This window comes from Jeongeupia wiesaeckerbachi (assembly GCF_050916355.1).
Classification (GTDB): domain Bacteria; phylum Pseudomonadota; class Gammaproteobacteria; order Burkholderiales; family Chitinibacteraceae; genus Jeongeupia; species Jeongeupia wiesaeckerbachi.
In genome coordinates this window covers 1,806,601-1,828,708 of the sequence record NZ_CP136946.1, presented here as the reverse complement: position 1 = coordinate 1,828,708, position 22,108 = coordinate 1,806,601, and the positions used below count along the sequence as shown (strand labels likewise).

Sequence of the window (22,108 nt, the reverse complement as noted above, 5' to 3'; positions counted from 1 at the left end):
TAAACGACCGGTACAGAAACAGTGCCGGAATCGCGGTCGGAGGGGCGTGGCATAATGCGCCCATGCCCCGCTCCGCTTCCTGGCACACGCCGCTTTGCCTCGCCCCGCCTGCGCTCCGGCCCTGGCTGACCGAATCCGGCTCGCTGACCGCAAGGCTGGTCGCGCATTTCCCGGCGTTCTCGGTGCGCGTCTGTGCGCAGGGCCTGGCCGCCCCCCATGACGACGAAGGCCGGGCGATTGCGCTGGCGCGCCGCAGCCAGCGTGTCGAGACCCGCGAAGTGCTGCTGATGAGCGGCGATACCCCGCTGGTCTTCGCCCACAGCGTGCTGCAGCACCGCGCGCTGCGCAGCGGCTTTCGGCCGATCGGCCGGCTCGGCAACGCCTCGCTCGGCTCCTTCCTGTTTGCCACGCCGACGATCCGCCGTTCGCCGCTGGCATGGCGCCAGGTCGATGCCCGCCATCCCTTGTGGCGCAAGGCCGCGCTGCACGTCGCCAACCTGCCCATGCGGCTGTGGGCGCGCCGTTCGCTGTTTTTCGCCGGCCACGATCGCCTGCTGGTGACCGAAATCTTCCTGCCACCGTTTTTCGCGGCGACCTCGGCCGCCGACGCCACACAATGAACTCAGACAGCACCCTCTCGCTTTATCTGCGCCTCGCGCGCCTCGACAAACCGATCGGCATCATGCTGCTGCTGTGGCCGACGCTCTGGGCGCTGTGGTTCGCCAGTGGCGGCCTGCCGGACTGGACGATCCTGGCGATCTTCGTCGCCGGCACGGTGCTGATGCGCTCGGCCGGCTGCGTGGTCAACGACTATGCCGACCGGGACTTCGACAAGCACGTTGCACGCACCAAGGCGCGACCGCTGACCAGTGGCAAGATCGGCGCGAAGGCCGCGCTGCTCTATGCCGCCGCCCTTGCGCTGGCCGCGCTGCTGATCGCCTTGCCACTGAACCGGCAGGCGCTGCTGCTAGCGATACCGGCGGCCTTTCTCGCCGCCAGTTATCCGTACACCAAACGTTTCTTCGCCGTCCCGCAGGCGTATCTGGGCGTGGCTTTCGGCTTTGGCATTCCGATGGCCTATGCGGCGGTCACCGGCGCGGTGCCGGCCGCCGCGTGGTGGCTGCTGCTCGCCAACGTGTTCTGGTCGGTGGCCTACGACACCGCGTACGCGATGTGCGACCGGCCCGACGACCTGAAGATCGGCATCAAGACCTCGGCGATCACCTTCGGCCGCTTCGATGTCGCCATCGTCATGGCGTGCTATTTCGCCTTCCTGGCGATCATGCTGGCCGTCGGCCTTGAGATCGGCCGCGGCCGCTGGTACGTGGCTGGCGTCGGCGCGGCCGCGCTGCTGGTGCTGTTCGACCAGTTTCCGCGCATCCGCCATCGCGAGCCGCAGGCCTGCTTCCGCGCCTTTCTCAACGCCAATCGCATGGGTGCGGCAATCTTCGCCGGCGTGCTGCTGGACTACGCGTTCGGCTGAGGCACGGCGTCCGCCACCGCACTAAAGCACACGCGATTGCGGCCGCCCTGTTTGGCGGCGTACAGCGCGGCGTCGGCACGCTGGAGCAAGGACTCGATATCGTCGGCCGCCACAGCGGCCGCGTAGCCGATGCTGACGGTAAACCCGATCCTTCGGCCGCCCGCCATGAAACCTTCCGCTTCGAAGGTCGTCCTGAGCCGCTGCAACACGGTCTCGGCATCCTGTAGCGACGTCTGCGGCAGCATCAGCGCGAACTCCTCGCCGCCTATCCGGCCGAGCAAATCACCGTCGCGGATCGCCGCGGTCACCGTCCTGGCCAGATACACCAGCCCGGCATCGCCGACCGGATGACCGTAGCTGTCATTGATGCGCTTGAAGAAATCGATATCGATGATCGCCACGGTCAGCGCATTGCCGTAGCGGTGGCTGCGCGTCAGCTCGGCGTTGAGCATTCGCTCGAACTTGCGCCGGTTGGCGCAACCGGTGAGAAAATCGCTGTCGGCCTGACGTTGCAGCTCGCGGTTGGCATCGGCGAGCTGTCGGCCCAGACGCTTGATGTGGCGCAAATAGGTCAGCAGCAGCGTCACCAGCGCAAGCGCCAGCGCGCCGCTGCCGCCGATCAAGGCGAAGTAGAACTGCTGTTGCGCCGGCAAGCGGTTCAGCTCGGGCAAAGGCACCAGCATATGCAGCGTCAGGCGGGCGTTGCTGCCGTCCTGCTGGCTGAGGAACAGGTATGGCGTTTCGCTGCCCGCCTTGTGATAGAGGCCGGCCGGCAGCAACGCCGAGCTGACCGGCGCCAGACCGAGCGGCTGCAACGGCAGCGTGCCGTAGCGCTGTGCACGCAGCGACGGACTGACGACCTTCGCGCCCGGCAGCGTGTGCCAGAGCAGCTCGGGATTCTTGCTCATCACCACCACGCCGTGCTGGTCGGAGATCAGGATCGACGGATCGCCGAACAGCGCATCGAGGGTATCGATCCGTACCTTGATGGCGGCAACGCCGACGATGCTGTCGCCAACCCGGATCGGTACCGAGAAATAGAAGCCCGGCTGGCCGGTATAGATGCCATGGCCGAAGAACTGCCGGCTGCGCCCGATCAGCACGTCGTGGAAAAAAGTCCGGTCCGACAGCGTCCTCCCCTGCAAGGTCGTCGGCTTCTCTGCGTCGCTGGCCAGGATGATCCGGCCTTCGGTGCTGATGACCCAGATCGTGTCGCCGATCGTTCGTTCGATCAGCATGCCCAGATAGTGATTGGCCTCGTTGACATGTTCATGCGTCGGCGCCGCCAGCGCCCGCAAAACGGCCGGACTGTTGGCGATGATTTCCGGTGAGGTGGTCAGGTAGCGCCAGCGATCGGTGAAACCCGACGTCTGCAGCTTGAGCATTTCCACCCGGCGGGTGCGGATGTCGTCGACGTTGCGCCGGGCCTCGGCGCGCGTCATGGTCGCGCTCAACCACCATGCCACGGGGAGCCAGGCCAGGACCAGCAGGGTCAGGACGACCACCGCCAGCGCGAACGGACGTTGCGGATGCTCAGATTTCATCAGGCGCAATTATATCATTCGCTTCCCGACAAACTCGGTTGCGGCCGCCCTGCTTGGCGGCGTACAAGGCGGCATCGGCCCGGGCGCGCAAGCGGGCGACGTCGTCGCCGGGCCTCACCGCGGCGTAGCCGATGCTGATCGTCACCACGATCTCGCCGCCCGCCACCGGCAGCACCTGCTGCTCGACTTGCTTGCGCAGGCGTTCGAGCAAGGCCAGCACGCCGTCGATCTCCGTTTGCGGCAGCAGCAGACCGAACTCCTCGCCGCCGAGCCGGCCGAGCTGGTCGGTCTCGCGGATGCCCTGCTGGATCAGATCGACCAGTTGGATGAGTGCGGCATCGCCGACCGGATGACCATGGACATCGTTGATCCGCTTGAAATGATCGATATCGATCAAGGCCAGCGTCAATGGGCTGCCATAGCGCAGACTGCGCGCCAGCTCGCTGGCGAAGCGCCGGTCGAACTTGCGCCGGTTCGCGCAGCCGGTCAGGAAATCGGTGTCGGCCTGCTGGCGCAGCTCGCGGTTTGCCAGCGCCAGTTGCCGGCTCAGGCCGCGGGTGCGCAACAGGTAGATGGCAACCAGCAGGCCGAACGCCCCGAACAGCAGCCCGCAGCCGCCGATCAGTCCGAAGTAAAAGCGTTGTTGCGCCGGCAGTGCTTCGAGCGAACGGATCGGCACCAGCATGTGCACCCGCAGACCGTTCAGTTGCGGGTCGTGATTCGTCAGGAACAGATAGGGCGTGGCGCCGCCGTCGAGAAAGAACAGGCCCTGAGGCAGCGGCTTCTGCGTCGGCACCAGGCGCAACGCTTGCACCGCATTGCGGTGATACAGGTGCTGCAGCATCTCGGCCGACAGCGACAACGCCGCGGCGCCGGGCAGCGCGCGCATGCGCAGCGCCTCATGCCGCGCCAGCACGCTGACGCCGAACACGTCCGAGATCAGCAGATCGCTGTCGTCGATCACCTTGTCCAGCGTACTGGCCTTGACCTTGAGCACCACGACGCCAAGCACCATGCCATCCGCCATGATCGGCGCCGAAAAGAAGAACCCCGGAATGCCGGTCCGGGTGCCGTAACTGAACTGCATGCCCGGCAGGCCGCCGATGGCGTCGACGAAGTACTGCCGTTGTGGCAGATGGGTTCCGATCAGGTTGTCTGGCTGCCCGGCGTCGCTGCCCATCAGCACCTTGCCGCTGCGGTCGAGCACCCAGAGCGTGTCGGCCAGCGAGCGCGCCACGTACATCTGCAGATAGCGGTTGCCGGTGTCGATAGCGTCACGGCTCGGCTGTTGCAGCGCGCGGCGAATCTCGCCGGTATGGGCAATGATCTCCGGTGCCGCCTTCAGATAGTCGAAACGGCCGCGCAGATTGTCGGTGACACGATTGAGTTCGGATGCCCGTCTTGCCTTCACCAGCACGACATAGCGTTCGGCCTCCTCGTTCACCACGCTGCGCGCCAGATACCAGGCCAGCGGCAACCAGCACACCGCCAGCAAGGTGAACACGGCACAGCCAAAACCGATCGGCTGCGCCTGGATGCGGCGTTTCAGCCGTGTCAGCATGGCGGCGCGGCGCACACGCGGTTGCGCCCACCCTGCTTGGCCGCATACAGCGCTTCGTCGGCGCGACGCATCAGCTGCTCGACATCGTCATCGCGGCCGGCACAGGCGTAGCCGATGCTGATCGTCAGCGGAATCGCCACCCCGTCATAGACCAGCTCGCTGGTTTCGATCACGACGCGCAGGCGCTCGAGCAATAGTGCCGCGCCCGCCTCGTCGGTTTCCGGCAACAACAGCCCGAACTCCTCGCCGCCCAAGCGCGCAAGTACATCGGTGTTGCGTATCGCCAGCGCCATGATGTCGGCCAGATAGATCAGCGCGGCATCGCCGGCCGGATGACCATGGACGTCGTTGACCCGCTTGAAGAAGTCGATGTCGATGATCGCCAGACAGACCGGATGCGCATAGCGGCGCGCCCGTGCCAGTTCGGTCTCCAGCACCATGTCGAATTTGCGCCGGTTGGCGACGCCGGTCAGCGGATCGCTTTCGGCCTGGCGACGCAACTCAAGGTTGGCGACGGTCAATTGCTGGCGCAGCAAACGCGTTCTAACCAGATAGATCAGCAGCAGCAGCGCCAGCGCCAGTGCCAGGAAGCCCGCGCAGAGCATCGGCCAGAGCACGACTTGCTGGCGCTCATGCAGATGATTCAGCGATTCCAGCGGCAGCAGCATGTGCACCTTCAATTCGCTGGCGATGTCCTGCTGGCCGTCGAGATGCAGATAGGGCACCGGGTCGTTGGGCAACATCACGACGCTGCCGGGCAACGGTGCCCTGGCCGGTTGCAACACCAGCGGCTTGAACGCACTGCGCCGATAGAGCTGGTAGCGTTCCGCCGTGGACAGCGCGTCGACGATCGCGCCCGGATGCGCCATCAGCCGGAATGCCGGATTGCTTGCGGCAACGATCACGCCATTCTGGTCGATCAGCGTCAGGTTACGGTTCAGGATTTCATTGGTCACCATTTCCAGTTCCAGCTTGACGACGACGGCGCCAAGCACCATATCGCCGAACAGGATGGGTACCGAAAAGTAGAAGCCGGGCATGCCGGTGATCGCATCGACGCCATAGAAAGCATCGCTGTAGCCGCTCAGCGCGCGGTTGAAGAACTTGCCGTGCTGCACCGTCGACTCGGACAGCCTGCCGACATCGCTCCGGTCACTCGACATCACGAGCACGCCGGTCCGGTCGAAGATCATGATCTTGCCGACCGGCAAGGTATCGGCCAGCGTGGTCAGCAGCCGGAAGACGGTGCTGCCGTCGTGCGAAGCCGGGTCAAGCAGCGCATTGCGCACATCGGGCGCTTGGGCCACGATCCTTGGCACCGCCTTCAGCAGCTCGACCCGGCGATTGAAGCGGCTCAGCGTTTGTGCCAGCTCCTCCCGTTTTTGCGCCTCAAGGCGCCGGATATCCGCGGCGGCATCGTCAACGACAATGGCGTCGCTCCAGCGGTCTGCAATGGCCAGCCAGGCCGCACCGAGTACGAGAAACAGAATCAGGCCAAACTCCACCGGCTTGGCGAGAATTTTATTTTTGATACCCTGCAATTGAGCTCCCGGTTGGCCGCCCCCGTGGTACGACCATGATTGCGTCCGCGGTCATGTCTTATACGGCCATTGTCGGATACTTTATCGACGGTCGCGTCGTACGATTTCCCCTTGCCACGCTTTAAAATCACCACATGCTGACCGACTCATTTACGCCACACCTGCGTGCCAATGACGCTGCAGCGCTAGCCTGGCGGCTCTCCGATGGCGAAGCGGGCACGCCGCGACAGTGGTACTGGCTGGAAATTGCCGCGCTGCTGCCCGCGTCGTCCGCTGCACCACGGCGCATCGTCGACCTTGTCGGACGAATCGGCCCGCTGTGGTGCTGGCCCTGGCTCGAGCGCTGCGGGTTGCCGGGCATTGCCCTGTACACCGCAACGCAGGCGCCGGTCTGGCAGCAAGCGCGAGACACCGCCACCGCCGCCGCGCTGTACGTCGCCGTGGTTTCGGCGCTGCTGGCCGGCTTCGGCCTGCTGCCGGCGACGCAAGCGTTCGCCGCGTGGCTGCTGCTCCTGTTCGGCGCGTTGTACACAGCCTGGCGAACGCCGCAAGCCCCGCCAGCCGCCGACGATGCATCGCCCGGCCCCGAGGAATGCACCGGGCTGACCGGCTTGCTGCTGGCCACCGGCTGTACGCCACCGCATGCGCTGGCGCTGGTCGCGGCCCTGCGCGCCTCACCCGACAGCGGCTGGCCAGCGCTGATCGAGGCCTGCCCGGCCCTGTTGCCGCCTCCGCCGTCGCAGCGGCAGCGCGCCGGTCTGCGCACGCTTGCCTGGATCAGCGGCACACTGCCCGCCGCCACCCTGCTCGCCGTGGTACCGGCACCGTGGGGACTGGTCGCCGTCGTGCTCGCCAGCGCCGGATTGATTGCCCGGCTGGCTGGCCGCCGCGCCGCGCTCGTCGCCGCCGGCAGCACCGCCCTCGTCTACGGCCTCGGCACCGCGGTTCATCTGCTGTAAGCGCAGCTATTCCCAAGGGCACTTCCCGCCGGGCGCAATGCCTGCCGGCAGCACTGGGCTCGCGGGCCAGACGGCGCGTACGGCGGCGACCGCCAAGCGCACCCGCGGGACGTGCCGCACGACTTGTCGGCACCGTTGCACTGGATAGCCTGAGCTGCGCCAAGTCAACACCACGGCAGCGGCCATACAGCCGCGAAAAGCGCTGTGATAAAATCGCGTCCATTCAAACCGTTATCTTCAGGGAAGCACGCGTATGGCCGGCCATAGCAAATGGGCGAATATTCAACACCGCAAGGGCCGTCAGGACGCCAAGCGCGGCCAGGTCTTCACCCGGCTGATCAAGGAAATCACCGTCGCCGCCAAGATGGGCGGCGCCGACCCGAACATGAACCCGCGCCTGCGTCTGGCGATCGACAAGGCCAAGGGCGAATCGATGCCCAAGGACAATATCGAGAACGCGATCAAGCGCGGCTCCGGTACGCTCGACGGCGTCGACTACATTGAAACCCGCTACGAAGGCTACGGCATCGGCGGCGCGGCGGTGATGGTCGATTGCCTGACCGACAACAAGACCCGTACCGTCGCCGACGTGCGCCACGCCTTCAGCAAGTACGGCGGCAATATGGGTACCGACGGCTGCGTGAGCTTCCAGTTCAAGCACTGTGGCTACCTCGTGTTCGCACCTGGCACCGATGAGGACGCGCTGATGGAAGCCGCGCTCGAAGCCGGCGCCGAAGACGTCGTGACCAATGACGACGGCTCGATCGAAGTCATCACGCCGCCGTACGAATTCGTCGGCATCAAGGAAACGCTCGAAGCCGGCGGTTTCAAGGCCGAGATGGGCGAAGTGACGATGAAGCCGCAGTCGGAAACCGAACTCACCGGTGACGACATCGCCAAGATGCAGAAGCTGATCGACGCACTGGAAAGCCTCGACGATGTGCAAGAGGTGTACACCACGGCGCTGATGGACGAAGACGAGTAAAGTCCGCGACACCGCAACAAAAAGGGCCGTCAGGCCCTTTTTTTCCGCCCACAGCCACCGCCGTTCCGGAGCCGCCATGCACGACGCCACGTTCACGCTGTCCCCGACCCACCTGTCGGGCGATCTGGTCCGGCTCGAACCGTATGCCGACGCACTCCGGGACGAGGTCCGTGCGGCGCTCGACTGCGATCCGGAGGCCTGGCAGCTGTTCATGATGAGCGGCCAGGGGGCGCACTTCGAATCCTGGTGGACGCGGCTCACCGATGGCGTCGCCGCCGGCCAGTGGATCGCCTACGCGATTCGCGAGCGCGCCAGCGGTCGTATCGTCGGCACCAGCAGTTTTCTGAACATCAAGCCCGAGCGGCAGTGCGTCGAGATCGGCGCGACCTTCCTGCATCCGTCGGTCCGCGCCACGCGCGTCAACGCCGAATCCAAGCTGCTGATGCTCGAACAGGCCTTCGGCAACGGCGTACGCCGGGTCGAGCTGCTGACCGACGTGCGCAATCTGCGCAGCCAGGCGGCAATATCCAAGCTCGGTGCGGTGCGCGAAGGCGTGTTGCGGCGCGACCGCATCATCTGGACCGGCCACATCCGCGACAGCGTGCTGTACGCCATCACCGATCTCGACTGGCCCGGCGTCAAGGCCACGCTCACGCAGCGGCTGGCGTCAACATCTGGTCACAGCTGATTACTTGTCTGTGCGGATGACGGGCGCCATGCTGTGAACATCCATCCGGTCACGCCCATGACGCCGCTCAAGCACTACGCCTACCTGATCCTGTTCTGCATCGTCGCACTGGCAATCGCTGCCGATTACCGCTGGGCGCTGTTCGAGCGCGTCGACGCGCAGGCCGGCGATGCACTGACGCGGGCGATGCTCCCGGCGCGCACGCCGTCGCCCGACATCGTCATCGTCAACATCGACCAGCGCAGCCTTGAGCTGATGAACGACGAAGCCGGCAGCTGGCCCTGGCCACGCGCGGTGCACGCCGAGCTGATCGAAGCCATCGCCGCGCAGCATCCGCGCGCCATCGTCTTCGACCTGCTGTTCAACGAGGCCGACACCTTCCGCGCCGACAGCGACGCCCTGCTGCGCGACACGGTCGCGGCGACGCCGAACGTCTTCGTGCCGACGGTGCTGCTCGGCGACGGCCAGGGCGCAAAGCTCGCCGAGCTGCCGGCGTCGCTCGGTCTCGAACGGCTGCCGCATGCCGCGCCGGACGCCCGTGCGCCGCTGCTGCTGCCGCTGGTGCTCGATCCGGCAAGCTGGCGCGGCGGGCTGATCAATTTCGACGCCGACAACGACGGCATCGGCCGACATTACCTGCGCTACGCCGAGCGCGCCGGCTGGCGGATGCCTTCGCTGCCCACGACGCTGGCGCAACGCTTCCACTGGCCACAGCCCGATACCCAGCGGATGCGGCTGAACTGGACACCACGGCATGCCACGGTCAGCTACGCCGATGTCTATCACGACGCCGGGCGCGAAAACCCGCAGCGGCCGTCGGACGAATTCACCGGCAAGATCGTGCTGATCGGCACCGCCGCCCCGGGGCTGCAGGATTTGCGGCCGACGCCGCTGTCCAAGTCCTGGCCCGGCGTCGAGATCCTCGCCACCGCGATCGACAATCTCGAACACGGCAACTGGCTACGCGAGCCTTCGCGCTACGGCTTCGCCGCGCTGGCGCTGGCGCTGACGGCGCTGCTGGCGCTGGGTTTCCAGCTCGGCATCAACAGCGTCTGGCTGGCGCTGGCCATGGGCGTGGCGTCCTTGCTTGGTGCCGCGACAATGGCGTTCGCCCAGACGGCGCTGTACTTCCTGCCACTGGCGATGGCGCTGGTCTGGGGCTGGGTCTACTACCTGTTCGCGGCGCTGATCGCCTACGTCAAGGAACGCGCCCGGCGCGAGGCCGCGGTGCGGCTGTTCGGCCGCTTCCTTGATCCGCGCGTCGTCACCGCCCTTGTCGCTGGCGACCGACTCGACAGCGCGCCGGCCGCGCGCGAAGTGACGGTGCTGTTCTCGGATATCCGCGGCTTTACCAGCCTGTCCGAAACGCGCTCGCCCGAAGAGGTAGTTGCTTTACTAAACCGTTATTTTTCACGACAGGTCGCAGTCGTCTTTCGCCATGGCGGCACGCTTGATAAATTCATCGGCGACGCGATCATGGCGTTCTGGGGTGCCCCGGTCGACGATAGCGAACACGCCCGGCACGCCGTTGCCGCGGCACAGGAAATGGGCCGCGAGCTCGAAGCCTTCCGCGCCGAACTGGCGCTCGATGGCATCGAGTTCGATATCGGCATCGGCATCCACACCGGCCGCGCCGTCGTCGGTTTCATCGGCGCCGACGATCGGCTCGATTACACCGCGATCGGCGATACGGTGAACCTTGCCAGCCGGATCGAAGGTCAAACCAAGGGGATCGCACGGATTCTGGTATCGCAGGCGACCCGTGATGCGTGTGGTGCTGCCTTCGATTTCGACGATCGCGGCGAACACCACGTCAAGGGACGCGCCGAGGCCGTCCGCCTGTATGAACCCCTTAGCAATGAGGAGAAGTGATGAGATCGTTGCTAGCAATCGTGCTGCTGAGCCTGGCGAGCATCGCCTGGGCCGAGAGCGGCACGCTGGTCCGCACCAGCGACCTGAAGCAGAAACCGTTCAGCGATGCCGCCAGCGCCGGCAAGCTCGGCAGCGGCGCGCGCGTCGACATCGTCGCGCGTCAGGGTGCGTGGATGCAGGTGAAATCGGGCAGCCAGAGCGGCTGGGTCAAACTGTTGAACGTGCGCACCGGCAATGGTAGAAGCACCGGCGGCGGCATCGGCCAGCTCGGCAGCGTGCTGAATACCGGCTCGTCCGGCACGACGGTGACCACCGGCGCGAAGGGGCTGTCGAGCGAGCAGATCCGCAATGCCAGACCGAACTACGCCGAACTGAAAAAACTCGACGGCTATGACGCGACCCGCCAGAGCGCCGCGGGCAGCGCCGCTGCCAACGGGTTGAAACCGCGCAGCGTGCCTTATGTCGTCTCGCGCGCCGCGACGTCAGATTCGGCGCCGGCCAACGATCCGCAAAACCGCCGGAGGAGCCCGTGATGAGGATCAGCCCGACATCCCGACTGATCGCCGTGCTGCTCGCCGGTGCGCTCGCGCAACCGGTACTCGCATCGAATCTGTCCGACCTGCTCAACAAGGCGATCGAGAACCCGGACCTCGTCAACTCGGTCGTCGGCGCGGTGCAGAACACCATCGACGCCAACCGCACGATCGGGCCGAAGGAAGAGAAAACCCTCGGCGACGGCATGGCCGCCAACCTGCTCGGCGCCGCGCCGCTGGTGGGCAACGCCGGCCTGCAAAGCTATGTGAATCAGGTCGGCCGCTGGGTCGCCAGCCAGAGCGAAGCACCGAACCTCGACTGGCGCTTCGGCGTCATCGACACGCCCAACGTCAACAGCTTCGCGACGCCGGGCGGCGTGGTGCTGATCACCCGCGGGCTGATGGACAGGCTGCGCAACGAATCCGAACTCGCCGGCGTGCTCGGCCACGAGATCACCCACGTGCTGCGCCACCATGTCACCCGCGCCGCGCAATCGGGCAAGGGTCGCGAAGCCGTCGCCAATGCGCTGCAGGGCGTCGCCCAGTACAAGACCGACGACGCGCGCCGCCAGCTCGGCGCCAATGTGCTGTCGGGCGTCTCCGAAGTCTATGTCCGTGGTCTGGACAAGGACGACGAGTTCGAAGCCGATGTCACCGGCATGGTGCTGGCCGCCCGCGCCGGCTACAACCCGTACGCCCTGGTGTCGGTGCTGCAGACCCTCGGCGAGATCAACCCGGCCGACGGCAGCGTCAAGCTGATGTTCAGCACCCACCCTAGCCCGCAGGCGCGGCTCGACTATATCGACCGCAATATCGGCAGCAAGCTGGAGAAGTACGCCGGCGGCGTCGAGAACACCGCCCGCTTCCGCGCCGCGACCGGACGCTAAACCTAGCGTTTCAGGGCAGCGATGCCAGCTTTCAAGAAAGCATCAAGCAGACACAAAAAAACCGGCTTAGCCGGTTTTTTTGTGTCTGCCGCGAAGGGATCAGAACTGGTAGCGAGCGCCGATCGAGTACTCGCTGTACCTGATGTCCTCGCTGCCTTCCATCCAGACACGGGTGGCGCTCGCGTCGCCGAATGCGTACGCGGCGGCCATCGGTGTCAGATCAGCCTCGATATTGTCGTAGCTGGTACGGTAGAAGCCGGCCGCTGCATTTATGGTCCAGTTTGCACTGACATCGTACTCGAGCCGGAATGCCAGCCCGGTCGTCTTGATGTCGCCTTCCGGGTCATCATTGAAAATATCATTGGCGGCCGAGCCGGCGAACAGCGCCTTGTCATACGTGGCCTTGCTCCTGCCCCAGCTCGCCAGCGCCTGCAAGCGCAGCGACGGATTCAGATCGAACTGTGCGCCACCGAAGAAGGTGTAACCATTGCCGCGGATGTCGCCGCTGAATTCATCGTTCGTGTACTCGTCCTTGCTGATCTGCCATCTGGCACCGGCCAGAATACGGGTCGAGCCGCCAAGCAGCGGGGACTTGTACATACCGTCGAGCGCGAAACCGTTGCCATGGTCGTAGCTGTCGCTTTCGTCGCCATAACCCTTCTGGTACAGCCCGCTACCGCGGACTTCAAAAATGCCATGCTCGTCAACGGCCTTGTAACCAAGGCCGAGCTGCGTGTTGTAGACCTTGCTGTCGTTGGTTTGGACGTTCTCATTGACGTCAAAATAAACGCCTTCGCGTTCAACTGCCTGCACCGCTGTAGCGGCACAGGACAAAGCAGCGAAAGAGAGCAATGCGGTAATTTGTTTTTTCATTACTTGATTCTGTCTTATATCAAAGGAGATTATTTTCATGATGCGTAATGAATTATGAAGAACAGAGAACCTCAGGCCAATTTTTGACGCCTTCCTCCAAGGAAGTTGTCGCTTTTCCACGAAAAATTGGCACAAATAATGCTTTCGTCATTGTCGGCGACTTTATGCAGCACTTATCCCGCACGGGCCGGGCGCCCACAGTTGGCTGAAACACTGGCACAGCGCCACGTGGCGCTGCAGCTCGGTCACCTGCCGTCCCATCCGGCCTTATAATTGGCGGATAACACCAACAGGACGCGCTCCATGCAGCCCTACGCTCAACGCCGCGCCGCGCTGGCCAGCCAATTGGCCCCCGGCCTCGTGATCCTGCCGACGTCGCCGGAACTGAACCGCAACGCCGACACCGCTTTCCCCTACCGCTACGATTCGAGCTTCTACTACCTCAGTGGCTTTGCCGAACCCGAGGCGGTGCTGGTCATCGTCACCGGCGACGCACCGCAATCCATCCTGTTCTGCCGCGAAAAAAACCTCGAACGCGAGATCTGGGACGGCTACCGCCACGGCCCGGCCGCCGCAGCCGACACCTTCGGCTTCGACGCGGCCTACCCGATCGAGGAACTCGACGCGCGCCTGGTCGAGCTGATGAAGAACCAGCCGCGCGTGTACTTCCCGCTCGGTCAGGACAGGGCCTGGGACAGCCGGCTCTCCGGCTGGCTGGCCGGCGTGCGCGCCTTCACCCGCGCCGGCATCGCGGCGCCGGGCGAGATCGTCGAGGTCCGCGACGCGATCAACGAAATGCGCTTGTTCAAGGACGCGCACGAGCTGGAGATCATGCGCCGCGCCGGCCGGATCAATGTCGCCGCGCACAAGCGCGCGATGCGCTTTGCCAAGCCGGGCGTGTTCGAATACGAACTCGAGGCCGAGCTGCTGCACGACTACTACCGCCAGGGCAGCCGCTTCCCGGCGTACACCAGCATCGTCGCCGGCGGCGCCAATGCCTGCGTGCTGCACTACATCGAGAACAACGCCCGCATCGACGACGGCGCGCTGGTCCTGATCGACGCAGGTTGCGAAATCGGCGGCTACGCGTCCGACATCACCCGCACCTTCCCGGTCAACGGCCGCTTCAGTCCGGCGCAGAAGGCCGTCTACGAAATCACGCTGGCCGCGCACGAAGCCGCGCAGGCCGAATCCCGGCCGGGCAACAGCTGGGGTGCCGTGCACGACGCGGCGACGCGGGTGCTGGCGCAGGGCATGCTCGACCTGAAGCTGCTGAAAGGCTCGCTCGACGAGGTACTCGAAACCGGCAGCTACCGGCAGTTCTACATGCACCGGACCGGCCACTGGCTCGGCCTCGACGTCCACGACGCCGGCGCCTATATGCAGAACGGCACATGGCGCGCGCTCGAACCCGGCATGGCGTTCACGATCGAGCCGGGCTTCTACATCCGCCCGGCCGACAATGTGCCGGCCGAGTTCGAAAACATCGGCGTCCGGATCGAGGACAACGTCGTCATCACCGAGCACGGTTTCGAATGGCTGACCGACGACTGCCCGCGCAGCGTCGCCGACATCGAAGCCTGGATGGCGCAGCAATGATCGCTGAACGCCTGCCCGAACACGTCGACGTCGCCATCGTCGGCGGCGGCCCGGTCGGCGCGCTGCTGGCGCTGCGGCTGGCCGATGCCGGCATCAACGCGCTGGCGATCGAAGCCCGCGTCACCACGCCGGCCGACCCGCGCGCGCTGGCGCTGTCGCACGCCAGCGCCGAAGCACTGGGCCGCGTCGGCCTGTGGGGTGACGATCCAAGCGCGACGGCAATCACCCGCGTCCATGTCTCGCAAGCCGGCACGCTCGGCCGCACCGAGCTATCCAGCACCGAAATCGGTCTGCCGGCGCTCGGCTACGTCGTACCGTATCGCGCGCTGGCCGGACTGGCGCTCGATCGCCTCAAGGCCGGCAAGGCCGCGGTCGCGCTTGGCACCACCGTCACCGGTGTCGATCGGCTGGCCCGCTATGCGCGGCTGAGCCTGGCAACGCCGCACGGCCGGCGCCAGCTCACCGCCAGCCTTGTCGTGCTCGCCGACGGCGGCCAGTTGCTCGCCGGCTTCGACGACGTGAAGCAGACCGTCAAACCGTACGCGCAGCACGCGATCCTCGCGACCATCACGCCGACCGAGCCGCACCTCGGCGTTGCTTTCGAGCGCTTCGCCGACGACGGCCCGCTGGCACTGCTTCCCAATGGCGACGACTACACGCTGGTGTGGACGCAGACACCGGCCGGTGCCGAGGAAAAACTCGCGCTGTCCGACGCCGAATTCATCGCACAGGTCAGCGCACGTTTCGCCGGCCGGATTGCCGGTTTTACCCGCGTCGGCGCGCGCGCCGGCTGGCCGCTGGCGCTGAAAACGCTGGACTCGGTCGTCGGCCGCCGCGTGGTGATGATCGGCAATGCTGCGCAGACGCTGCATCCGGTTGCCGGTCAGGGCTTGAACCTCGGTCTGCGCGATGCGACCACGCTTGCGGATCTGTTGAGCATCACACCGGCGGCACAGCTCGGCGAAGCGGCGACGCTGGCGCGCTACGCCGCATTGCGCCGTCAGGACGCCGGTCGCGTCACGCGTTTTACCGACGGGCTGATCGGCTGGTTCGACAATCCGAATCCGCTGTTGAAGCACGCCCGCAGTGCCGGCCTGCTGGCACTCGACCAGATCGGCCCGCTACGGCGCGGCTTCGCACGCAAGATGGTCTACGGCGCACGCTGACCGCCCCGCCGCCAAAAGAAACAGGCCCGCTTGCGGGCCTGTTTCCATTTCGGACATCAGTTTCTGACGGGAGGCGGCGCGCGCAGCAGCTCGACCTCGACCAGTTTGGCCATGTCGACCAGCATTTCGCGCTCGAAGGGCTCGAGTCTGCGCGGCAAGCGGTCGATCAGGCACAGCGTGCCCAGATTGCAGCCGTTGTGCGCCTTGACCGGTACACCGGCGTAGAAACGGATATTGGGCGCACCGGTCACCAGCGGGTTATCGGAGAAACGTGGATCTAGCGAGGTATCTTCGACCACCAGCGGCTCCTCCTGCAGGATCGCGTGCGCGCAAAGCGACACCTCGCGCGCGGTTTCGGTCACATCCATCCCGCAGACCGATTTGAACCACTGCCGGTCGGCGTCGATCAGGCACACCACGGCGATGGACACGCGGAAAAACCCGGCCGCAGCGCGCGTCAGGTTGTCGAATCGTTCCTCGGGCGCGGTATCCAGGATCAGCAGGCTCCGCAAGGTGTCCAAGCGAACCGCTTCGTCGGCGGGAAATCGGGGTGCGAGCATTCAGGGCATCCGTTGTCAGTGACATTAAAAAATCTACTGCATGCCCACCTGCAAATCCAGCCCGCACCGGTATCGATGCTGAAATAGTCTGGCGGACCTGCGCAAACAGAGCTGCGCGGTAGGCGCTCGGCCACGCCAAAGGCTCCCTGGCGCGGCCACGCCGACCACCTGCCGCTTTCCGCGGCCCGGCTTGACGTTCGTCAATTGTGAAAATAATTTTCTTGATTAACCAAAAAGCAACGGAGTAATCTCGAAAAAGTATCAATCAAAACCGGGAAACAGCATGGCCGCGCATCCATTCTCGACACATCCGATTGCCCCTTGTGGCAAAGGCCTGGGCGCCTTCGGTACCGATGACACGCTGGGCGATGTCGCCCAGCTGGGCTGGAACATCCTCGACGAGGACGTGAGCCTGCCGGTGGCGGTGCTGCGTGGCGAACGCATCGCCCACAACCTCGTGTGGATGCGCGACTTCATCGGCCGCTACGGCGTCAAGCTGGCGCCGCATGGCAAGACGACGATGAGCCCGGCGCTGTTCCAGCGCCAGCTCGATCAGGGCGCCTGGGGCATCACGCTGGCTACCGCGTCGCAAACGCGCGCCGCCTACCGTCACGGCGTGCGCCGCGTGCTGCTCGCCAACCAGTTGGTCGGTCGCGGCAATATGGCGATCATCGCCGGGCTGCAGGCCGATGCGGACTTCGACTTCTACTGCTGCGTCGACTCGGTCGCCAACGTCGACGCGCTCGGCGCCTACTTCAGCGAACGCGGCCAGACGCTCAAGGTCCTGCTTGAAATCGGCGTTCAGGGCGGCCGCACCGGCGCACGCGACGCCGCGGCCGAGGATGACATCCTCGCCGCGATCGCCCGCTGGCCGACGCTCAAGCTGGCCGGCATCGAACTCTACGAAGGCGTGCTCAAGACCGAGGCCGAGATCCGTGCCTTCCTGCAGCGCGCCGCCAACCGGCTGCGCCAGCTGTGCGACACCGGCGCGATCGGCACCGACACGGCCATCCTCAGCGGCGCCGGCTCGGCGTGGTACGACGTGGTCGCGTCCGAGTGGTCGGGACTGGCGCTGAGCCGCCCGGTCGACATCGTGCTGCGCCCCGGTTGCTACCTGACCCACGACGTCGGCATCTACAAGGCTTCGCAGGCACGCATCGACGCCGACAATCCGGTCGCGCGCGAGATGAACGCCAGCCTGCTGCCGGCGCTGCAACTGTGGGCCTATGTGCAGTCGCTGCCCGAGCCGGGCCGCGCCATCATCGCACTGGGCAAGCGCGACGCGGCCTTCGACGCCGGCCTGCCGACACCGGCGCTGCAACACCGCCCCGGCGAAACCGCCCCGCGCGCGGTGCCAGCGCACTGGCAGCTGAGCGGCATGATGGATCAGCACGCCTACCTCGACGGGCTGCAGGACGGCGACGACATCGCCGTCGGCGACCTGATCGCCTTCGAAATTTCCCACCCGTGCCTGACCTTCGACAAATGGCGCCAGCTCGCCATCGTCGACGAAGGCTATACGGTGACCGAACTGGTCGAGACCTTCTTCTAGCGATCGACCCCGCCGGCTCACCACGCCGGCGGCCGCCACCGATGATCGAGCAGCCACACAGAGGGCGCCGCATCGGGGTGGAAAACGGCTTGACCTTGCCGCCCGCGGCACGGGCCAACGCCAGCAATCACAATCCAGGAGTCGTTAACCATGCTCACAAGCAGTCCGCTGTTGCTCTATGCGCTCGTCGCCATCATTGCGCTGATCCTGTTGATCGCCCGCTACAAGCTCAACCCCTTCATCACGCTGACCATCATTTCGCTCGGCCTCGGCCTCGTCGCCGGCATGCCGGTCAACAGCATCGTTTCGTCGTACGAAGGCGGCGTCGGCAAGACGCTCGGCCATATCGCGCTGATCGTCGCGCTCGGCACCATGCTCGGCAAGATGATGGCCGAATCGGGCGGCGCCGAGCGCATCGCCCGGACGCTGATATCCAAGTTCGGCGAGAAGAACGTCCACTGGGCGATGGTCTGCATTGCCTTCCTCGTCGGCCTGCCGATCTTTTTCGAAGTCGGCTTCGTGCTGCTGATTCCGATCGCCTTCAACGTCGCCCGCCGCACCGGCACCTCGCTGCTGCTGGTCGGCCTGCCGATGGTCGCCGGTCTGTCGGTCGTCCACGGTCTGGTGCCGCCGCATCCGGCCGCGATGATCGCCGTCGGCGAATACCACGCCAACGTCGGCAAGACGATCTTCTATGCGCTGCTCGTCGGCATTCCGACCGCGATCATCGCCGGCCCGCTGTTCGCCAAGTTCATCGCGCCGCGCGTGCAACTGCCGGCGCACAACCCGCTCGAGGACCAGTTCATCCATCAGGACGGCGAACGCGATCTGCCGGGCTTCGGCATCACGCTGTTCACCATCCTGCTGCCCGTCTTCCTGATGCTGCTCGGCGGCTGGGCCGACGTGCTCGCGACCAAGGGCACGCTGGCGAACGATCTGCTGCACTTCATCGGCAACTCGGTCGTCGCGCTGCTGATCGCCACGCTGGTCAGCTTCTTCACGCTGGGCCTGGCGCGCGGCTTCAACCGCGAGACCATCCTCAAGTTCACCCAGGAGTGCCTGGCGCCGACCGCCGGGATCACGCTGCTGGTCGGTGCCGGTGGCGGCCTGAACCGCATCCTCGTCGATTCGGGCGTCGCCCACGAGATCGTTTCGCTGTCGAACGTGCTGCACCTGTCGCCGCTGCTGCTGGGCTGGATCATGGCGGCGCTGATGCGCATCGCCACCGGCTCGGCCACCGTGGCGATGAGCACCGGCGCCGGCATCGTCGCGCCGATCGCGATGGCGCAGGGCTATCCGCACCCGGAACTGCTGGTACTGGCCACCGGCGCCGGCTCGCTGATCCTCTCGCACGTCAACGACGGTGGCTTCTGGCTGATCAAGGAGTACTTCAACATGACCGTCGCCCAGACCTTCAAGACCTGGACGGTGCTGGAAACAATGGTGTCGGTCATCGGTCTCATGCTGGTACTGGCACTGTCGCTGGTCATCTAAGGCCCCTATGAGCACTTCCGACATCGTTTTCCAGATCCGCGCCCGCTACGACCAGCTCTCGACGACCGAGCAGAAGGTCGCCGACGCCATCCTTGCCGACCTCGGCTTTGCCGCCAGCGCCAGCATCAACGAGCTGGCCGAGCGGGCCGGGGTCAGCATTGCGACGATTTCGCGCTTTGCCAAGGTGGCCGGCTGCGACGACGTGCGCGATCTGAAGCTGCGGCTGGCGCAGGCCGGCGCGATCGGGAGCCGTTTTCTCGCCGATCACGCCGGCGGCGAGGAAAACGTGTTCTACAACCGGATCTGCGCCGAGATCGAGGATGCGCTGCACCAGAGTCTGGCGCACTTCTCCGAGGCGCAGTTCCGCGCGGCCGCCGGGCTGCTCGACAAGGCGCGGATGATCTGTGTCGCCGGTTTCGGCGGCGCATCGACGATGCTCGGCGATGAAGTGCAGTACCGGCTGGCGCGGCTGGGCTACCCGGTCGCCGCGTATCACGACCCGGTGCTGCTGCGCATGCTGGCGGCCACGCTGTCCGAGCGCGACGTGCTGCTGTTGCTGTCGGCCTCGGGCGTCACGCCCGAGCTGCTGGAAATCACCGACATCGCCCGCCAGTACGGCGCGAAGACGGTGGTCATCACCGTGCCGGATTCGCCGCTGGCGGGCCGGGCCGACGTGCTGCTGCCGTTTCGCACCACCGAGACCGATTTCATCTACAAACCGTCGGCATCGCGCTACGGCATGATGCTGGTGATCGATGTGCTCGCCACCGAACTGGCGCTGCTGCACAAGAGCCACAGCAAGGAAATGCTGCGCCGGCTCAAGTTCGTGCTCGACAACTACCGCGGCGGTGGCGACCAGCGCCTGCCGCTCGGCGACTAGCGTGGCCGAGCCGATGCCGCTGGCTGCCTGCCCTCCTGGAGACCTCATGTACGACCTGATCATCCACAACGCCCGCATCCTCGACGGCGACGGCGGCGAATTCGCCGGTAGCGTTGCCGTCCGTGACGGCCGCATCGTCGCCGTGGTGCCGCAAGGCGGCGAATTCGACGCCGGCGCACGCGAGGACATCGACGCCGCCGGGCTCGCGCTCGCGCCGGGCTTCATCGACGTACATACCCACGACGACACCAATGTGATCCGCCAGCCGCAGATGCTGCCGAAGCTGTCGCAGGGCGTGACGACCGTCGTCGTCGGCAACTGCGGCATCAGCGCCAGCCCGGTGCGGCTGAAGGGCGATCCGCCCGATCCGATGAATCTGCTCGGCGACGCCGAACATTTCGCCTACCCGCACTTCATCGACTACCGCAACGCCGTCGACGCGGCCCAGCCGGCGGTCAACGTCGCCGCGCTGGTCGGCCATACCGCGTTGCGGCAGAACCATATGGACCAGCTCGACCGCGAAGCGACCGGCGCCGAAATCGCCGCGATGCGTGCCGAACTCGACGACGCGCTTGCGAATGGCGCGCTCGGGCTGTCGACCGGGCTGGCCTACGCCTCGGCGTTTTCCAGCTCCACCGATGAAGTCAAACAGCTGGCCGAGGTGCTCGATGCCCACGGCGGCGTCTACACCACGCATCTGCGCACCGAGTTCGACGGCATTATTGGCGCGCTCGACGAAGCGTTCGAGATCGGCCGCCATGCGCGTTCACCGGTCGTCGTCTCGCACCTGAAGTGCGCCGGCGCCGGCAACTGGGGCCGCAGCCGCGAGATCATTCCGCATCTGGAAAAGGCGGCGAAAGGCCACCCGGTCGGCTGCGACTGCTATCCGTATTCGGCGAGTTCGTCGACGCTCGACCTCAAGCAGGTCACCGACGATTTCGACATCCTGATCACCTGGAGCACGCCGCATCCGGAAGAAGCCGGCCGCACCCTCGCCGACATCGCCGCCGGCTGGGGCGTGTCGCTGCTCGACGCCGCGCGCCGGCTGCAACCGGCCGGTGCCGTCTATCACGGCATGCAGGAGTCCGACGTCCAGCACATCCTGTCGAATCCGCTGACGATGGTCGGCTCGGACGGCCTGCCGAACGACCCGCTGCCGCACCCACGGCTATGGGGTGCGTTCCCGCGCGTGCTCGGCCACTACAGCCGCGACGTCGGCCTGTTTCCGCTCGCCGAGGCCGTGCGCAAGATGACCGGCCTGTCGGCCGATCGCTTCGGCCTCACCGACCGCGGCCGCATCCGCGTCGGCGCCTGCGCCGATCTGGTGCTGTTCGATCCGGCGCGCATCCGTGACGTCGCCAGCTTCAGCGAGCCGCAACAGGCCGCCGACGGCATCCATGGCGTCTGGGTCAACGGCGTGCTGTCCTATCGTGAAAAGACCCCGACCGGCGTGCGCGCCGGCCGCTTCCTGCCACGTCAGACCAACGTGCGCACGACCTTCAATTCCCCATCCAACTCGCAACAGGAGCACTAAATCATGACTGACATCATTCGCATCGGCGTCGAAGGCGGCAAGGGTACCGGCGGCCAGCATCTGCCATTCGCACGCGCGGCCGGCGCCGACGGCTGGCTCTACGTCTCGGGCCAGGTCCCGATGGTCGGTGGCGAAATCATCGACGGCGGCATCGTCGCCCAGTCGCACCAGGCCATCCAGAACGTGCTCGCCATCCTCAAGGAAGCCGGCTACGGCCCCGAGGACGTCGTCCGTTGCGGCGTCTGGCTCGACGATACCCGCGACTTCATGTCGTTCAACCGCGTATTCATGGAGTACTTCGGCGCCAACCCGCCGGCACGCGCTTGCGTCCAGTCCAGCATGGTCGTCGACTGCAAGGTCGAAGTCGACTGCATCGCCTACAAGAAGCCGTAAGGGG

General features: G+C 65.8%; 20 protein-coding genes. 15 read left to right on the top strand and 5 right to left on the bottom strand.

Going from position 1 to position 22,108, the window contains the following annotated elements; translation table 11 throughout:
- The first annotated feature begins 62 nt into the window (after positions 1–62).
- Together R0382_RS08850 and ubiA are read left to right on the top strand one after the other, a co-directional pair.
- Positions 63–620, top strand: a complete 558-nt coding sequence (locus R0382_RS08850; RefSeq protein ID WP_432724017.1) for a chorismate--pyruvate lyase family protein — start codon at positions 63–65, stop codon at positions 618–620.
- Positions 617–1,483, top strand: coding sequence for a 4-hydroxybenzoate octaprenyltransferase (gene ubiA, locus R0382_RS08845; RefSeq protein ID WP_432724015.1), 867 nt, complete (start codon positions 617–619; stop codon positions 1,481–1,483). Before R0382_RS08850 ends, ubiA begins: the two co-directional genes overlap by 4 nt.
- Here the strand turns inward: ubiA and R0382_RS08840 are convergent.
- From R0382_RS08840 to R0382_RS08830, 3 genes are read right to left on the bottom strand one after another with little or no spacing between them, the layout of a single operon-like run.
- Positions 1,468–3,027: a sensor domain-containing diguanylate cyclase gene (locus R0382_RS08840; protein WP_432724013.1), complete on the bottom strand. Its 1,560-nt coding sequence runs from the start codon at positions 3,025–3,027 to the stop codon at positions 1,468–1,470. The two genes, ubiA and R0382_RS08840, sit on opposite strands and share 16 nt — an antisense overlap.
- The gene (locus tag R0382_RS08835) at positions 3,017–4,588 is read right to left on the bottom strand and encodes a sensor domain-containing diguanylate cyclase (protein ID WP_432724011.1); all 1,572 of its coding nucleotides are present in this window, start codon (positions 4,586–4,588) and stop codon (positions 3,017–3,019) included. Before R0382_RS08835 ends, R0382_RS08840 begins: the two co-directional genes overlap by 11 nt.
- On the bottom strand, positions 4,582–6,129 hold the full coding sequence (locus R0382_RS08830) for a sensor domain-containing diguanylate cyclase (RefSeq protein WP_432724009.1): 1,548 nt from the start codon (positions 6,127–6,129) through the stop codon (positions 4,582–4,584). Before R0382_RS08830 ends, R0382_RS08835 begins: the two co-directional genes overlap by 7 nt.
- Positions 6,130–6,263: 134 nt before the next feature.
- Here R0382_RS08830 and R0382_RS08825 point away from each other — a divergent pair, with 134 nt between their 5' ends.
- The 6 genes from R0382_RS08825 to R0382_RS08800 all read left to right on the top strand — a co-directional run bounded on the left by R0382_RS08825 (position 6,264) and on the right by R0382_RS08800 (position 12,053).
- Positions 6,264–7,088: a hypothetical protein gene (locus R0382_RS08825; RefSeq protein WP_432724007.1), complete on the top strand. Its 825-nt coding sequence runs from the start codon at positions 6,264–6,266 to the stop codon at positions 7,086–7,088.
- A gap of 253 nt (positions 7,089–7,341) precedes the next feature.
- A complete protein-coding gene (locus R0382_RS08820; RefSeq protein WP_432724006.1) occupies positions 7,342–8,073 on the top strand; it encodes a YebC/PmpR family DNA-binding transcriptional regulator in 732 nt (243 codons plus the stop codon).
- 76 nt (positions 8,074–8,149) lie between these two features.
- Entirely contained in the window at positions 8,150–8,761 is a 612-nt protein-coding gene (locus tag R0382_RS08815; RefSeq protein ID WP_432724004.1) for a GNAT family N-acetyltransferase, read from the top strand.
- Positions 8,762–8,818: 57 nt separating this feature from the next.
- On the top strand, positions 8,819–10,633 hold the full coding sequence (locus R0382_RS08810; protein WP_432724002.1) for a CHASE2 domain-containing protein: 1,815 nt from the start codon (positions 8,819–8,821) through the stop codon (positions 10,631–10,633).
- Positions 10,633–11,166 (top strand): hypothetical protein, encoded by a 534-nt coding sequence (locus R0382_RS08805; protein WP_432724000.1) that lies wholly within the window; start codon positions 10,633–10,635, stop codon positions 11,164–11,166. The genes R0382_RS08810 and R0382_RS08805 overlap by 1 nt, the downstream gene beginning before the upstream one ends.
- Positions 11,166–12,053 (top strand): M48 family metalloprotease, encoded by an 888-nt coding sequence (locus R0382_RS08800; RefSeq protein ID WP_432723999.1) that lies wholly within the window; start codon positions 11,166–11,168, stop codon positions 12,051–12,053. The genes R0382_RS08805 and R0382_RS08800 overlap by 1 nt, the downstream gene beginning before the upstream one ends.
- Before the next feature lie 99 nt (positions 12,054–12,152).
- On the opposite strand, the gene R0382_RS08795 is transcribed toward R0382_RS08800, so the two are convergent.
- Positions 12,153–12,926, bottom strand: a complete 774-nt coding sequence (locus R0382_RS08795; protein ID WP_432723997.1) for a hypothetical protein — start codon at positions 12,924–12,926, stop codon at positions 12,153–12,155.
- A gap of 303 nt (positions 12,927–13,229) precedes the next feature.
- Here R0382_RS08795 and pepP point away from each other — a divergent pair, with 303 nt between their 5' ends.
- Both pepP and R0382_RS08785 read left to right on the top strand, forming a co-directional pair.
- On the top strand, positions 13,230–14,525 hold the full coding sequence (gene pepP, locus R0382_RS08790) for a Xaa-Pro aminopeptidase (protein WP_432723996.1): 1,296 nt from the start codon (positions 13,230–13,232) through the stop codon (positions 14,523–14,525).
- Positions 14,522–15,691: an FAD-dependent monooxygenase gene (locus R0382_RS08785; RefSeq protein ID WP_432723995.1), complete on the top strand. Its 1,170-nt coding sequence runs from the start codon at positions 14,522–14,524 to the stop codon at positions 15,689–15,691. Before pepP ends, R0382_RS08785 begins: the two co-directional genes overlap by 4 nt.
- 56 nt (positions 15,692–15,747) lie before the next feature.
- Here R0382_RS08785 and R0382_RS08780 read toward each other — a convergent pair whose 3' ends face one another.
- Positions 15,748–16,251, bottom strand: a complete 504-nt coding sequence (locus tag R0382_RS08780; RefSeq protein ID WP_432723994.1) for a GAF domain-containing protein — start codon at positions 16,249–16,251, stop codon at positions 15,748–15,750.
- 283 nt (positions 16,252–16,534) lie between these two features.
- Here R0382_RS08780 and R0382_RS08775 point away from each other — a divergent pair, with 283 nt between their 5' ends.
- From R0382_RS08775 to R0382_RS08755, 5 genes are all read left to right on the top strand, one after another.
- Positions 16,535–17,803 carry an amino acid deaminase gene (locus R0382_RS08775; protein ID WP_432723992.1) on the top strand — a complete coding sequence of 423 codons (1,269 nt, stop codon included), beginning with the start codon at positions 16,535–16,537 and terminating at the stop codon, positions 17,801–17,803.
- Positions 17,804–17,953: 150 nt separating this feature from the next.
- Positions 17,954–19,297, top strand: a complete 1,344-nt coding sequence (locus R0382_RS08770; protein ID WP_432723991.1) for a GntP family permease — start codon at positions 17,954–17,956, stop codon at positions 19,295–19,297.
- Positions 19,298–19,304: 7 nt separating this feature from the next.
- On the top strand, positions 19,305–20,177 hold the full coding sequence (locus R0382_RS08765) for a MurR/RpiR family transcriptional regulator (RefSeq protein WP_432723989.1): 873 nt from the start codon (positions 19,305–19,307) through the stop codon (positions 20,175–20,177).
- 46 nt (positions 20,178–20,223) lie between these two features.
- Positions 20,224–21,711, top strand: a complete 1,488-nt coding sequence (locus tag R0382_RS08760; RefSeq protein ID WP_432723987.1) for an N-acyl-D-amino-acid deacylase family protein — start codon at positions 20,224–20,226, stop codon at positions 21,709–21,711.
- A 3-nt stretch (positions 21,712–21,714) separates the two neighbouring features.
- Positions 21,715–22,104 carry a RidA family protein gene (locus R0382_RS08755; RefSeq protein ID WP_432723985.1) on the top strand — a complete coding sequence of 130 codons (390 nt, stop codon included), beginning with the start codon at positions 21,715–21,717 and terminating at the stop codon, positions 22,102–22,104.
- Positions 22,105–22,108 lie beyond the last annotated feature (4 nt).